Origin of the sequence: Methylobacterium sp. J-092 (assembly GCF_022829325.1) — a bacterium.
GTDB lineage: Bacteria > Pseudomonadota > Alphaproteobacteria > Rhizobiales > Beijerinckiaceae > Methylobacterium.
Genome location: NZ_JAKSXU010000177.1, coordinates 63,623 through 77,587, shown reverse-complemented (window position 1 = coordinate 77,587; position 13,965 = coordinate 63,623). Strand labels below are relative to the sequence as shown.

General features: G+C 68.6%; 14 protein-coding genes and 1 tRNA gene. 7 read left to right on the top strand and 8 right to left on the bottom strand.

Annotated elements, in window-relative coordinates; genetic code table 11:
- Nucleotides 1-190, top strand: a 190-nt coding sequence (locus tag MKK60_RS21095; protein ID WP_243934638.1) for a hypothetical protein, incomplete at its 5' end; no start/stop codon positions are given.
- An 18-nt stretch (nt 191-208) separates the two neighbouring features.
- Here the strand turns inward: MKK60_RS21095 and MKK60_RS21090 are convergent.
- On the bottom strand, nt 209-2,056 hold the full coding sequence (locus MKK60_RS21090; RefSeq protein WP_243988459.1) for a chloride channel protein: 1,848 nt from the start codon (nt 2,054-2,056) through the stop codon (nt 209-211).
- A 131-nt stretch (nt 2,057-2,187) separates the two neighbouring features.
- On the opposite strand from MKK60_RS21090, the gene MKK60_RS21085 reads away from it, so the two are divergent.
- The 3 genes from MKK60_RS21085 (at nt 2,188) to MKK60_RS21075 (ending at nt 4,086) form a co-directional block, all read left to right on the top strand.
- Nucleotides 2,188-2,264, top strand: a tRNA-His gene (locus MKK60_RS21085).
- A gap of 684 nt (nt 2,265-2,948) precedes the next feature.
- Nucleotides 2,949-3,311 carry a hypothetical protein gene (locus MKK60_RS21080; RefSeq protein WP_243988455.1) on the top strand — a complete coding sequence of 121 codons (363 nt, stop codon included), beginning with the start codon at nt 2,949-2,951 and terminating at the stop codon, nt 3,309-3,311.
- A gap of 250 nt (nt 3,312-3,561) precedes the next feature.
- Entirely contained in the window at nt 3,562-4,086 is a 525-nt protein-coding gene (locus MKK60_RS21075) for a TIR domain-containing protein (RefSeq protein WP_243988454.1), read from the top strand.
- Nucleotides 4,087-4,634: 548 nt separating this feature from the next.
- Here the strand turns inward: MKK60_RS21075 and MKK60_RS21070 are convergent.
- The 3 genes from MKK60_RS21070 to MKK60_RS21060 all read right to left on the bottom strand — a co-directional run bounded on the left by MKK60_RS21070 (nt 4,635) and on the right by MKK60_RS21060 (nt 8,651).
- Nucleotides 4,635-5,681, bottom strand: a complete 1,047-nt coding sequence (locus tag MKK60_RS21070) for an SIS domain-containing protein (RefSeq protein WP_243988453.1) — start codon at nt 5,679-5,681, stop codon at nt 4,635-4,637.
- Nucleotides 5,682-5,832: 151 nt separating this feature from the next.
- A complete protein-coding gene (locus MKK60_RS21065) occupies nt 5,833-7,248 on the bottom strand; it encodes a cytochrome P450 (RefSeq protein WP_243988452.1) in 1,416 nt (471 codons plus the stop codon).
- Between the two features lie 152 nt (nt 7,249-7,400).
- On the bottom strand, nt 7,401-8,651 hold the full coding sequence (locus MKK60_RS21060; RefSeq protein ID WP_243988451.1) for a NupC/NupG family nucleoside CNT transporter: 1,251 nt from the start codon (nt 8,649-8,651) through the stop codon (nt 7,401-7,403).
- 211 nt (nt 8,652-8,862) lie between these two features.
- Between MKK60_RS21060 and MKK60_RS21055 the strand changes: the two genes are divergently transcribed.
- From MKK60_RS21055 to MKK60_RS21045, 3 genes are all read left to right on the top strand, one after another.
- Nucleotides 8,863-9,741, top strand: a complete 879-nt coding sequence (locus MKK60_RS21055) for an alpha/beta hydrolase (protein WP_243988450.1) — start codon at nt 8,863-8,865, stop codon at nt 9,739-9,741.
- Nucleotides 9,742-9,861: 120 nt separating this feature from the next.
- Nucleotides 9,862-9,990, top strand: coding sequence for a TFIIS helical bundle-like domain containing protein (locus MKK60_RS21050; protein ID WP_147726177.1), 129 nt, complete (start codon nt 9,862-9,864; stop codon nt 9,988-9,990).
- Between the two features lie 89 nt (nt 9,991-10,079).
- The gene (locus MKK60_RS21045; RefSeq protein ID WP_147841036.1) at nt 10,080-10,511 is read left to right on the top strand and encodes a CsbD family protein; all 432 of its coding nucleotides are present in this window, start codon (nt 10,080-10,082) and stop codon (nt 10,509-10,511) included.
- 76 nt (nt 10,512-10,587) lie between these two features.
- Here MKK60_RS21045 and MKK60_RS21040 read toward each other — a convergent pair whose 3' ends face one another.
- From MKK60_RS21040 to pdxY, 4 genes are all read right to left on the bottom strand, one after another.
- On the bottom strand, nt 10,588-11,373 hold the full coding sequence (locus tag MKK60_RS21040) for a 3-hydroxybutyrate dehydrogenase (RefSeq protein WP_243988449.1): 786 nt from the start codon (nt 11,371-11,373) through the stop codon (nt 10,588-10,590).
- An 85-nt stretch (nt 11,374-11,458) separates the two neighbouring features.
- The gene (locus tag MKK60_RS21035) at nt 11,459-12,214 is read right to left on the bottom strand and encodes an NUDIX hydrolase (protein WP_243988448.1); all 756 of its coding nucleotides are present in this window, start codon (nt 12,212-12,214) and stop codon (nt 11,459-11,461) included.
- The gene (locus tag MKK60_RS21030; protein ID WP_243988447.1) at nt 12,207-13,091 is read right to left on the bottom strand and encodes a PhzF family phenazine biosynthesis protein; all 885 of its coding nucleotides are present in this window, start codon (nt 13,089-13,091) and stop codon (nt 12,207-12,209) included. Before MKK60_RS21030 ends, MKK60_RS21035 begins: the two co-directional genes overlap by 8 nt.
- Before the next feature lie 22 nt (nt 13,092-13,113).
- Entirely contained in the window at nt 13,114-13,962 is an 849-nt protein-coding gene (gene pdxY, locus MKK60_RS21025) for a pyridoxal kinase PdxY (RefSeq protein ID WP_243988446.1), read from the bottom strand.
- Nucleotides 13,963-13,965: the final 3 nt, after the last annotated feature.

Below are 13,965 nucleotides of genomic sequence, written 5' to 3'. Positions count from 1 at the left end.
CGACGCGATGCGGCTGCGGGTGCGCACGATGACCCTGCCCGACAGCTACCAGGACCACGACAGCCCGGACAAGATGTACGCCGAGGCCGGCCTCGACGCCGCCAGCATCGTCCGGAAGGTCGAGGACATCCTCCCCGAGCGGAAGGCCCGCCCGAGCAACGTCGTCAGCGTCGGGCGCCGCCCGCGCTGAGCGCGGGTCGGCCGTCGATCAGTCCGCCTCGCCCTGCATCGCCCGGCGCTGGCGGTCGAGCTCGTCGCTGTAGCGCTTCAAGGTGTGGCTCTCCGTGAGCATGCCGATGACCTGCCGGTCGCGGATCGAGTCGACCACGGCGAGCGCCTCGCTCTCGGTGCGGTCGAAGGCCGCCGAGGCTTCCTTGGCGTTCAGCTCGGGCGTCAGGATGTCGTCGGGGTGGCGCAGCACGTCGGCGAGCGTCGCCGGCGTCTCGCTCGCGTCGCGCGCGGCGGCATGGGCCTCGGGCACCAGGACGATGCCGGCGTAGCGGCCTGCCTCGTCCACCACGATCACCCGCGAGGGCGATCCGAGCGGGTGCGCCCGCAGGAAGGTCGCCATCGGCGTGTCGAGGGGGATGGTGCGCACGTCCTTGCGCATCAGCCGACCGACCGTCAGGCTGCGGATCCAGCCGACGTCGTGGGCGCTGCGGATGCTCTCGCCGCGCAGGTGGAAGCGCCAGGTGGCGAAGGAATAGCCGAAGGTCTTCCGCACGGTGAGCGACGAGGCGATCACGGCGACGAGGACGAGGCCGGTGAGCGGCAGGCTGCCGGTCACCTCCAGCGCCAGGAACGTCATGGTGAGCGGGCCGCCGATGACGGCGACCGCGAGCGCGCTCATGCCGATCACCGCATAGGCGAGCGGCGTCAGCCCGAAGGCGGCGAGCCCCGGGATCACCGCCGGCGCGACCATCGCGAACAGCTTGCCGGCGAGCGCACCGAGGAACAGCGAGGCGAAGAACAGGCCTCCGCGGAACCCCGACCCGATCGAGATCGCCGAGGCCGTCGCCTTGCCGACGAACAGCAGAACGAGCGCCGCCGTGCCGTAGCCCTCGGCCCCGTCCGCGAAGTGGACGTGGAGAGCGCCGTGCCCGCCGGACAGCACCTGCGGGCCGATCGCGAGCGCCAGCGCGCCGACGCAGAGGCCCCCGAGCGCGGGGCCGGCCACCCGCGGGATCCGCGTCGCCGCCACGCCCTGCTCGACCAGCGTGACGCCGCGCATGATCAGGATGCCGAGGCCGGCGCAGAACAGGCCGAGGACGAGGCTCGGCAGGGTGTCGGCGCCGGTCACCGCGGCCGTCGTCACCGCCTGGACGTTGTCGAGGGCGACCAGAGGCTGGGCCGCGACCAGGCTCCGCGAGACCAGGCTGCCGCACAAGGCAGCCACCACCACCGGCGTCAGCGTCGCGATCGAGTAGGTGCCGATGATCAGCTCGAAGGCGTAGAACGCGCCGGTCAGCGGCGCCCCGAAGGCGGCGGCGATCGCCGCGGCCGATCCGCAGCCGACCAGCGTGCGGAGGTCGTTGCGCCGCATCTCGAAGGCGATGCCGAGGCGCGAGGCGAGGCCGCCGCAGATCTGCGTATAGCCCGCCTCGAGCCCGACCGAGGCGCCGCTTCCGTTCGAGATGACGTTCTGCACGGCGACGTAGACGCTGTCGCGCAGCGACATCCGGCCGCCATGGAGCGCGTTGGCCTCGATCGGATCGATCACCGGCCGCCTCCGCCGCCCGCGGATCGCGTTGGCTGCGAGGATCACGAGGCCGAGCAGGATGCCGCCGAGGCAGGGGCCGACGAGCAGGGCGAGCGGCGTCACGGCGTCGGCCGCGCTGAGGCGGGTCCCGTGCGGCAGGCGGTACAGCGCCTCGCGAAGGCCCTGCGTCGCGACGTTCATCCCCGCCACCGCCGCGCCGGCGACGCATCCGGTCAGGCCGGAGAGCACCACGAGCCCGACCTCGCTGCGGCGGACGAGGACGCGGAGCCGGCCGGGCGCCTGGACCAGGGTCGCGCGGCCCCAACGGCGGCGCGGGGTCTCGGCGGTCTGGCTCATCGCGGCGCGGGCATGGGACGACAGGACACGCCCGATCCTTACGGGTTCGCGCACGCCTCCGTCCACAGGCGCAGGCGTGGTGTCGAACCCGCTTGAAATGCCGCCGCCGCCACGATACACCCCGCCGCAGTGCCGCCGTAGCTCAGTTGGTTAGAGCGCTTGATTGTGGATCAAGAGGTCCCCCGTTCGAGCCGGGGCGGTGGTACCATCGAATTTATGTGATGGTGTAAGGGGTTGGCGGATTGCCAGCCCCTTTTTCGTTGGCGTTTGGCTTACTGGAAAACCGGTCCAGTAAGCGCATAGTAAGCCACACGGTCCTTTGCGCTTGGCTCAGGCGGTGGTGACGGCCATGGCTCAAGCCTAGGCTTAGCTGACGCCAATGCTCTTTGGTTCGACCATCGAAGCCAGACTGAGATTCCCGGTTCGGCCAAACTGGATTCGATGCTCAACGTGCGGCATTAGCGCCCGATTGGGATGGTGTGTCCGGCTCACGTTGCGGGCGCAAAAAATTCCCGCGCGGAATCCAAGCGGTGGAAACAGCACTTACGGTCGCACGCGACTTATCCACAATTTTAGTGCCAAAACCACAACATCTAGCGTGGAACCGTGAGGCCAAACACCACTTGTTGACCCGATTCGATCGTCATGCGTAGAATCGTGCGACTCAGGGCGAACCGGCCGTCAACGAAAGGCGCTGGTGAATTCTGGGGACGACGACCATCGGAAACGAAAGGGCCGCTGGGTATCTGACACCCAACGGCCCGGTAGTTCCGAACCCGCAACGACCATGGTGGCCGGGCGCGGGACAGGCTGCTTCACAGCGCCCGCCATTCTGGCGGTCGTAGCCCTTTGGTCAAGCCCGGCCTCGTTTCGAAGCTGACAGAGGGTTAAAATGCCAAGCTATGATATCGCACACATAAACCGGCAGGGTCAGGACATCATCATTGTCCCGCTCGATTCGGCTTTCGATTACAAATCTTCTAACGAACAAGCGGCTATCGAAAGCGAACTTCAGCGTCGATCGATTGCAGCGGGTCTAAGAGGATCGGTTGTAACAGTCTGGAATTCTGGGCGATCGATGAAGTTTCGGGCGCCGAGTTCCTGGCATCCGTTCTTTCGCAGCATCGACATGAACTACGTTTTTCACAACATAAATCGTAGCTTAAGCTGGCAAAACGTGACAGCGGGGCAGCATATGCTGCCCCGTTTTCGCACAGGTGAAACAAATGCGCTTTGGCAGGTTCAAACCCTATGACGGAGTTCGCTTCGCTGCAGACGTGTTGGAACAAGCGCTATCGGCGTTTTTATAAGAAGTCGAGTCACAAGGAGAGGAAATTTCTAATACGACAATATCATACTGGGATGATTCGTCCGAAAGTATCATAAGAAATCCTGACGAATATTATAGAAAGATCGGCTTCAAAGCGCGAAAATTCGCTTTTCAAGCCTATACAAAAGATGGTCGTAGCCATCTAGCGTTGGTGTACAAGAGCGCAAGTCTTTTCATGACTGTCGATGACATGGAAAATGTCGCAGGACCTGAAAAGGTTTGCGAAATACTTGATAGATATTTAGAGGCTAGTCGCCTACCAACCAGCGAGCTACTGAAAACAGTCATGGTTTATATAGGCCACGGTCGAAGCAGGTTATGGAAAGATCTTAAAGATCATCTGAGAGATCATCACGGCATCGAAGTTATTGCTTACGAGACGGGCGCGAGAGCGGGATATACGATACAAGAAGTTCTGGCCGATATGGCTTCTTCCGCTACTTTAGCATTGCTGGTCCATACTGGGGAAAATATAGATCGCGATGGTTTAGCCCATGCACGCGAAAATGTTGTCCACGAAACCGGATTGTTCCAAGGTAGGTTAGGGTTCAAGCGCGCAATTGTAATACTGGAAGACGATACTAGCGAATTTAGCAATATTGTGGGTTTGCAGCAAATACGCTTTTCCAAAGGCAATATTCGTGAGATATTTGGCGATGTTTTAGCGGTGATAAAGCGCGAGTTTGTTAGCAACGCTTAGACTAAGATCGATAAGCGCAGAGGGATTGCGAAATCGTGCGCCTGGCAGTTGGATGTTCCTATTCTGGATAATAAAATACTTGAGGGTATTTTTTTAGCTTCGCGGAAGATTCAAGTCGCTGACTTCAGTTTAAATTAGGAATATACCGATAAAATCACGTCGGTCCATCCGCCATTCGTTCAACTAGCGCGACAGCGGTGGGATCGTCGAAAATCGTGACGCCCTTGGCGAATCGCGACAACCACCGAGCGGCCTCCGATCGGCTAAGGTGGCATGTGCACCCGATAGCATCGAGGTCATCGATAAGATCGTCGTCGAGATGCAGCGGGACTGTTCTACTCGTGATTGTGGATCAAGAGGTCCCCCGTTCGAGCCGGGGCGGTGGTACCATCGAATTTCGACGGGCGATGCGAGGGGTTGGCGAAGCGCCGGCCCCTTTTTCGTTTGTGTAGGATCGGATCGGCACCTCCCCCGCCCCTTGCTCAAGCCCGACTGCGCTTTCGCAGACGAAGCTTCGAGCCGCATCCGCGAGGGTGCGGCCGCGGGGGTCACACCACGCCGGCGCGGAGCAGGTCGTGGATGTGCAGGATGCCGGCGGGGCGGCCGGCTTCGACCACGAAGATCGCCGTGATGCGCTTGCGGTTCATCACCTCCAGGGCGGCGCTCGCCAGGAGGTCGGCCTCGACCACCACCGGGGCGGCCGTCATCACCTGCTGAACGGTGGTGTCGAGGATCGCCGGGCCCATGTGGCGGCGCAGGTCGCCGTCGGTGACGATGCCGATCAGGTGCCCGTCCGCGTCGACGACGCCGACGCAACCGTAGCGGCGCCGGGTGATCTCGATCAGGACGTCGGACATCACCATCGCGTCGGGCACGAGCGGCACCTCGTCGCCGGTGTGCATGAGCTGGCGCACGGTCTTCAGGCGTGCGGCGAGGGTGCCGCCGGGATGGAGCGTCTTGAAGCGCGCCGAGGTGAAGCCGCGTTGCTCGACGAGCGCCACCGCGAGGGCGTCGCCGAGCGCCAGCTGGATCAGGCTCGAGGTGGTGGGCGCGAGGTCGTGGGGGCAGGATTCGCGCACCTTCGGCAGGGCGAGCAGCACGTCCGCCGCGCGGCCGAGCGTGCTGTCGGCGTTGCAGGTGATCGCGATCAGGGGGATCGAGAAGCGGCGCGAGAAGCTGACGAGGTCGCCGAGCTCCACCGTCTCGCCCGACCACGACAGTGCGACGATCACGTCGTCGGCGGCGATCATGCCGAGGTCGCCGTGGCTCGCCTCGGTGGGGTGGACGAAGAAGGCGTGCGTGCCGGTGGAGGCCAGCGTCGCGGCGAGCTTGCGCCCGACATGGCCGCTCTTGCCGATGCCGCAGACGATGACGCGGCCCTTCACCGACAGGATGGTCTCGACCGCCCGCTCGAACGCGACGCCGAGGTCGCCGTCCAGAAGCGCGATGACCTCATCGAGCGCCGACATGCCGAGGCGGAGGCTGCGCACCGCGATGGCGCGCGGATCGCCCTCGCCTGCGGCGACCGCATGAAGGCGCGGCGACGCCGCTTTGGGGGGCTTCTGCGCGATCGGGAACGCGGTGACGTGCGACATGGGGCATCCGCATAGGATCCCGGCATCGAGAACGCGCACCGGGCAGGCTGGAACGGCATCATGCCCGGTCGTCGGGCGACGCTACGCCTAGGTTCGGGCCGTGGTTTAAATGTGACGGCGCGATGTCGCAGCGGGCCGGCACGGGGGGCCGTCAGCGCGGCACCAGGTGGAAGTCCGGTGCGTGCTCGGGCTGGGTCGTCACGACGGCCGCCGGCAGCACCGGGCGGGTATCGGCGAGCGAGATCCTGAACCGGCCGACGATGCGGGCGAGCGCCAGCACCGCCTCGGTGAGGGCGAAATGCGCGCCGATGCAGACCCGCGGGCCGACGCCGAAGGGGAGATAGGCGTAGCGCGGGATCGCCGGGGCGCCGGGGAGGAAGCGGCCCGGATCGAAGGCGTGCGGGTCGTCCCAGAGGCGGCGGTGCCGGTGCAGCACCCAGGGCGAGATCATCACGATGTCGCCGGCCGCGATCTCCACGCCGGTGACGCGGTCGGCTTCGAGCGCGCGTCGCACGATGACGAAGGCCGGCGGATAGAGCCGCATCGTCTCGTCGATCACCGCGCGGGTCAGCGGCAGGCGCCCGTCCTGGGCGCAGCCGGCCGGGGCGGCGAGGTCCGCGCCCTGCACCTCGCGCGCCACCTGCTCCTGCAGCTCGGGCGCCAGCGCTAGCATGTAGGCGGCCCAGAACAGCAGCACCGCGGTGGTCTCGTGCCCGGCCAGGATCATGGTCGCGACCTGGTCGCGGACCTCGGCGTAGCTGAAGGCCGCCCCGGTCTCGGGATTGCGGGCGGCCATCAGCAGGTCGAGCAGGTCGCGATGGGTGCGCGGGGTCCCGTCGGCGGCCCGCGCTTCGATGATCTGGCCGAGGAAGGGCGTCCAGCGCTTCCGGAACCGGGCGCGCGGAAAGTCGAGGGGCGCCCGCCAGGTCGGCGGCATCAGGATGTCGAGGAGGTGGGGCCGGCCGAGGCGCTCGGAATACTCGGCGATGAAGCCGCGCAGCGCGTCCCCGTGCCGATCCATCGCCACCGAGAACATGCTGCGCCCGGCGATCTCGAGGGCCAGCCGGTGGAGGGCGGCGAACAGGGCGACGGGGCCGCGCGCGGCGGCGACGTCGAACTCGCCGAGCGCGTCGCCGATCGCGCGGTCGATCAGCGGGACGAGGCCGTCGATCGCCTTCGGGGTGAAGGCCGGCGCCAGCGAGCGTCGCTGGTGGCGCCAGGATGCGCCCTCGCTGATCAGGACGCCGTCGCCGAGGATCGGGCGCAGGATCCGCACGGAACCGGCGGTGCGCGCATAGTTCGCCTGGTTGTCGACGAGCACCCGGCGGATCGCATCCGGATCGCTCAGGGTGAAGCTCGACCGCCCGAGCAGGCTGCGGCGGGTGATCAGATCGTCGTAGGCCCGGCGCGGCCAGCCGACGAGGGCATTGGTGCGCAACGCGCCGAGATAGGAGAGGATCGGCGGCTCGCGCTCCGGCGGAACCCGGAACGGCGGCACGATCCGCGACGTCGCGGCGCGCGCGCCATCCGAGGCCTGCGCCGCCGTAGGGTCGAGAACCGTCGTCATGTCCGTCCTCCGCCGATGGCGACGCGCCCCGGTCCACCGTCCGCGACCCGTTCGCCGGGGCCGATCCCGCGCGAGGGATCTGTCGCCGACATCGGGTCTTCGGGCGCCGTTCTACACGTTCGCGGCCGCCGGCGTGAGGCCGGCAAACCGCCTCACGCGGCGATGAACAGGCCGGCGATGGCCGCGCTCGTCAGGTTCGATAGGGTGCCCGCGAGGATGGCGCGCAGGCCGTAGCGGGCGATCTCGGATCGGCGCTCGGGCACGAGGCTGGAGAAGCTCGCGAGCTGGATCGCGATCGACGACAGGTTGGCGAAGCCGCAGAGCGCGAAGCAGACGATCGCCTGGCTGCGTGGATCGAGGGTGCCGCCCTTCAGCACCGGCGAGAGGTTGGCGTAGGCGAAGAACTCGTTGAAGGCGAGCTTCTGCCCGATCGCGCCGCCGACCAATGTCGCGTGCTCCCACGGCACGCCGAGGAGCCAGGCGAGCGGTGCGAGCGCGAACCCGAGGATGCCCTGGATCGAGGCCGCCGGATATCCGGCGAGGCCGCCCAGGTAGCCGACGATGCCGTCGGCGAGCGCGATCAGGCCGACGAAGGCGATCAGCATCGCGCCGACCGCGACGGCGACGGCGAGCCCCTTCTGCGTGCCGTCGGCCGCGGCCTCGATCAGGTTGGCCGCGCGCGTCTCGCCGAACTCGACCCGGGTGGTGGCGATCCGCGTCGGCTCGGTCGAGGGCACCAGCAGCTTGGCGAAGAGCAGCCCGCCGGGGATCGCCATCAGCGAGGCGGCGAGCAGGTAGGTCATCGGCACGCCGAGCGCCGCGTAGCCGGCCAGGATCGAGCCCGCGGTGGAGGCGGCGCCGCTCGTCATCACCGCGAACAACTCGGCCCCGGTCAGCAGCGCGAGGAACGGGCGCAGCGCCACCGCGATCTCGCTCTGCCCGATGGCGATGGTGATCACCGCCGAGAACGACTCGATCGGGCTGGTACCGACCAGCCTGCGCAGGCCGGCGCCTACGATGCGGGCGGCGGCCTGCATGATCCCGAGGTGATACAGCACGCCGATCAGCGCCGAGACGTAGAGGATCTGCGGCAGCACCCGAAGCGCCAGGATGAAGCCGCTGCCGCCGAACAGCTCGAACATCCGCGGCTCGACGAGGCCGCCGAACAGGAATGCGGTGCCGCGGTCGCCGTAACCGAGCACGGTCTGGACGAAGCCGGCCGCGGCAGAGAGGCCGGCCTGGCCGGACGGGACGAACAGGATCAGCACGCCGAGGCCGACCTGCAGAACGAGCGCGGCGAGCACGACGCGGGGCCGGATCGCCCGCCGGTTCGTCGAGAGCAGGACGGCGACGGCGAGCAGCAGAAGGATGCTGAGGCCGGCATGCAGGAGGCGGTCGAACATCGGATCTCGGAACTCGAGTGGCTGATCGGGACGGCCATGGAAGCTTCGGGCCAAGCTTTTCCCGGCGCGATCGACACGCGGTCGTTTCCCCGCGGGTGCTGGATCGATCCCGGATCGGAACGTGACCCCGGCTGTTCATCGCCGGCGCCCGGACCATATCGTGCCGGGCGCCGTCCCGTGGCCCAATCGAAGATCCGGAGCAGACGACATCATGGCGAGCCTGCGTGCGCATCTCGCGTCCTCCATGGTCAGGCGCAACGTCCGGAACCGCCTCGGCGCGATGGACGACGTGGGCAAGATCCGGGCTGTCTTCGGCGGCCGGACGTTCCCGGACCCGTCCGGCGCAACCTACGAGGCCTGCGCCGTCGGCGGGATACCCGGCGAATGGGTCAAGCCGGTCCGCCCCGAGGGACCGGAGCGGCGGCTGCTCTACCTGCACGGCGGCGGCTTCGTCGCCTGCTCGCCGAAATCGCATCGCCCGGTGACGGGCGCGCTGGCCGAGCGCGGCTTCACGATCTTCGCCGCCGATTACCGGCTCGCACCAGAGCACCCGTTTCCGGCCGGCGTCGAGGATGCGTGCGCGGCCTGGAACGCGCTCGCCGCGCTCGGGCCGGCGGCGATCGCCGGCGATTCCGCCGGCGGCAACCTGGCGCTCGTCGCGATGCTGGGGGCCCGCGACCGCGGGCTGCCTCTTCCGACGGCCGCCGCCCTATTCTCGCCGGTCACCGACTTCCTCGCCGAGGACGGCTCGCGCGTCAGCAATGCCCGGCGCGACGCGATGTTCGACCCGCGGGCGCTGATCAACCTCGGGCCGATGTATCTCGGCGGGGCCGATCCCGCCGACCCGCGGATCTCGCCGCTCTTCGCGGATCTCGCCGGCCTGCCGCCGCTGCTGCTCCATGTCGGCGAGCGGGAGGTGCTGCGCGACGATTCGGTGCGGATGGCCGAGAAGGCGCGGGCGGCCGGCGTCACCGTGTCCCTGACGGTGTTCCCGGTGGTCGCCCATGTCTGGCAGTTCGCGCACAGCATGTTGCCGGAGGCGCGCCGCTCCCTCGATGCGGCGGCGGAGTTCCTGCGGAGCCACCAGTAGCTCCAGCAAGACGCCGGCCCGCGCCGCGACCGCCTCCGTTGCGACGGAACGGGCTGCGGCGATCGGCCGTTGAGAGGTCAAGCTGCGCCGCCCGGCGGCGCCCATCGCGCGGAGAGAACCATGAGCCTGATCGGACGCATCGTCACGAAGCTTCTCGGGAACGAGGATCGCCAGGTCGTTCGCGACGACCGCAACGCGAGCTCCGCCTCGCCGATCGGGCGCCTCGTGACCAAGATCCTCGGCAAGTAGCCGGCACCCCGCTCGGGCGGGCACGGATCGACGGGCGGCGTGGGTCACGCCGCCATCAAACGCGCAGAACTGACGGGTAGGAGATGACCATGGTCGATACGGATCGCATCGTCGGCGGTGCCAAGGAGCTTGGCGGCAAGATTCAGGGGGCGGCCGGCGACTTCGTCGGGTCCAACCGCGACTCGGCGGAAGGCCGCCTTCGCGAGGCCGGCGGCAAGACGCAGGAGGCCTACGGCCAGGCCAAGGACACCGTGCGCAACGTCGCCGACGAGGCCGGCGACCGCGCCCAAGAGGCCTACGGGCAGGCCAAGGACGCCTACGGGCAGGCACGCAGCAAGCTGCGCGACGTCGCCGACAACGTCACGGACTACGCCTCGGACGCCTACGACCGCCGCGGCGACTACCTGCGCGACGGCCGCCAGGCGGTCAGCTCGCGGGTCGAGGAGAATCCGCTGATCGCGCTGGTGCTCGCCGGCGCCGTCGGTTACGGCCTCGCCCTGCTGCTGCACGGGCGCCGCTAAACGCAGCCCGCGTTGCAAAATCCTGCGCCATCGAAGCACCCCGCCGGTTGACCGGCGGGGTGCTTTCGCGTGCGGGCTACTGCGCCGTCCAGCCGCCATCCATGGCGATGTTAGTGCCGGTGATCTGGCTCGCCGCATCCGAGCACAGGAACAGGGCGAGCGCGGCGACCTGATCGACGGTGACGAACTCCTTCGTCGGTTGCGCCTTCAGCAGCACCTGGTCGATCACCTGCTCCTTGGTCAGCCCACGCGCCTTCATCGTATCGGGGATCTGCGCCTCGACGAGCGGCGTCCAGACGTAGCCGGGCGAGATGCAGTTCACCGTGATCTTGTGCGTGGCAAGCTCCAGCCCCGCGGTCTTGGTCAGGCCGGCGATGCCGTGCTTGGCCGCGACGTAGGCCGACTTGTACGGCGAGGCGACCAGCGAGTGGGCCGAGGCGGTGTTAATGATTCGCCCCCAGCCGCGCGCCTTCATCCCCGGGATCGCCGCCTGCATCGCGTAGAAGGCCGAGGACAGGTTGATCGCGATGATCTGCTCCCACTTCGCGCCCGGGAACTCCTCGATCGCCGACACGAACTGGATGCCGGCGTTGTTGACGAGCACGTCGACGGAGCCGAAGCGGGCTTCCGCCTCGCGCACCATCTCGCCGATCTCGGTCGGCTTCGTCATGTCGGCGGCCGAATGATGCGCCCGCACGCCGAACTCGGATTCGATCCCGGCGCGCGCCGTCTCGATCGCGTCGGCCTCCCCGAAGCCGTTCAGCACCACGTTCGCCCCGTCCCGCGCCAGGGCTCGTGCGATGCACAGCCCGATCCCGCTGGTCGAGCCGGTGACGATCGCGGTCTTGGATTTCAGGGTCATGCGGAACTCCGGGATGGCGACGAAACGGCTAAGAAAGCCTGCCCGATGCACCGCCGGTTGTCGACGCATCCGGGTCACGGACGGATCAGGGCGTCACCTCGGCGGCGCCGGTCTCGGCCTCGAAGGCGCTGGCGAGGTAGGCGCGCACGAAGCCGGGCATCGCCGCCTCGATGTCGGCGGCCTCGCGCACCGCCACGATCCCGGCGAGCTCGGGCTCGTCCTCGCCCAGCGCGTGGATCTCCATGCGTTCGATCAGGGCGGCGGCGTCCTCGGCGAAGCGGACGGGCCGCAGGAAGGCGAGCTGGCCCTCGCCGCGCAGGCAGACCCAGTCCTCGGTCGCCCCGTCGGGCACCCGGAGGCCGGTCTCCTCCAGAAGCTCGCGCGCGGCGCTCCCCGAGAAGTCGACTGCTTGGCCGCGCACGTCGTCGAGGTCCGGCGTGCCGCAGGGAAAGTAGATCTGCCCGGCATTGGCCGTATGCGCGCCCATCCGCCCGAGCAGGACCGCGCCGTCGGCGCTCCACGGCACGATCGCCGCGAAGGCGTTGGCGACGTGCCCGTCCGGCGATCCGCCGTCGCGATAGGCCAGGAAGCGGGAATACGGCGTCTCGAACAGGTCCAGGCGACAGCTGTCGCCGTCGATCGCGCAGCCGCAGGCCACCAGCACCGGCCCGTCGAACAGAGCGGGCTGCGCCGCCCGCCGCCGCATCCAGTTCTGCTCGATGCGCTCGGCGTTGTCGCGCGCCCAGGCCCAATCGTAGGTCACCAGCCGGGCTTCGAGGCGCGCGAGGCGGACGACCTCGAAACCGTACGGCCGTGAGTCCGGCGTCGCCGCATCAGACATGGAGCACGCCTTCCGACACGATCACCGCCGCCCCGCCGATCTCGACCGAGCGCAGGCCGCCGGCCTGGACCACGACCTGCAGCGCGATCGCGCTCGGGCGGCCCATCGCGACGCCTTGCGTGATCGCGACGTCGTGCGTGCCGTCGCCGAGCGGCTCGAACTGCATCAGCACGCCGGCGAAGGCGGCGGCCGCGGAGCCCGTCGCCGGGTCCTCGGCCACGCCGAGGGCGGGGGCGAACATCCGGGCCTGGAAGGCGAGACCGATCTCCGCCGTGTCCGGCGCGTAGAGCAGGAAGCCGTCCGAGGTGTCGGCCAGCGTGCCCGGTCGCGCCGCGTCGAGACGGTCCGGCGAGGCGACCGGAACGAAGGTGAAGCTCGGGCCGACGCCGTGCCGGCTCGGCCGGTGCCGTCCGAAGCCGATATCATCGGGCGCCAGCCCGAACGCGGCCGCGAGAGCGGCGGCGTCGGCAGCCTCGCCGAGGTAGTCCGGCAGGATCGGGAGCCTGAAGCGGGCGCGGCCCCCTCCGTCGCCGGTCTCGACCACGCAGGGGATCGTGCCCACCGCCTCTTCCAGACCGAACGCGACGGCGTCGGCCCCCTCGGGCCGCGCCTCGCGCAGGGCCAGCAGGATTGCGGTGCCGATGGTCGGATGCCCGGCGAAGGGCAGCTCGCGAGTCGGCGTGAAGATCCGGAGCCTCGCCCGGTGCCGCGGCTCGTCCGGCGGCATCACGAACACCGTCTCCGACAGGTTGAACTCGCGGGCGACCGCCTGCATCGCCCCGTCGTCGAGCCCGTCGGCCTCGAGCACCACGGCGAGCGGGTTGCCGGCCAGGGCCTGCGTCGTGAACACATCCAGGGTGACGAAGCGGCGCGGCATCCAGAGGTTCCTTCTCTCGCTCTCAGACCGTCTCCACCGGAAACGTCTCGGTCGGCGCCACGAACTCGTCCTGCGCCGCCACGGTGAGGATCTCGCGCGAGCCCTCCGCCAGCGTGCGCCGCAGGACGCCGTAGACCGAGGCCGCCGCCATGCCGAGCGCCAGCGCCGCCGAGCCGGTGCGGGCGTAGTGGACGAGGAACAGCGCGGCGATGCAATCGCCTGCTCCGTTCACCGACAGGTCGAGGCGGGGCGTGCGCACCCGCCAGAACGTGCCGCCCTCCCCGGCCAGCAGGTCGATGGCGTCGGGCGGGGTCGCGTCGGTGACGAGCGAGGTGACGAGCACCACCCGCGGTCCGCGTTCCTGCAGGGCGGCGACCGCGCGCTTGGCCTCCGCCAACGTGCCGGTCGGCAGGCCGGTGAGCAGGTCGAGCTCGAACTGGTTCGGCGTCACGATGTCGGCGGCGGGCACCGCGCGCTCGGCCATGAACTCGGCGATGCCGGGGCGGACGTAGACGCCGCGGCCGGTGTCGCCGATCACCGGGTCGCAGGCGTAGAGCGCCCGAGCGTTCTCGGCCCGCACCGCATCGACCGCGCCGAGGATCGCGGTGCCGATGTCGGCCGAACCCATGTACCCGGACAGGACGCCGTCGCAGGTGCCGAGCACCCCACGCTCGCGGATGCCGGCCACCAGATCCTCGACCGCCGGCCCGTCGAAGACGCGTCCGCGCCAGGCCCCGTAGCCGGTGTGGTTGGAGAACTGCACCGTGTGGATCGGCCAGACCTCGACCCCGAGCCGCTGCATCGGAAACACCGCGGAGGCGTTGCCGACATGGCCGTAGGCGACGTGGGACTGGATCGACAGGATGTTCATCGC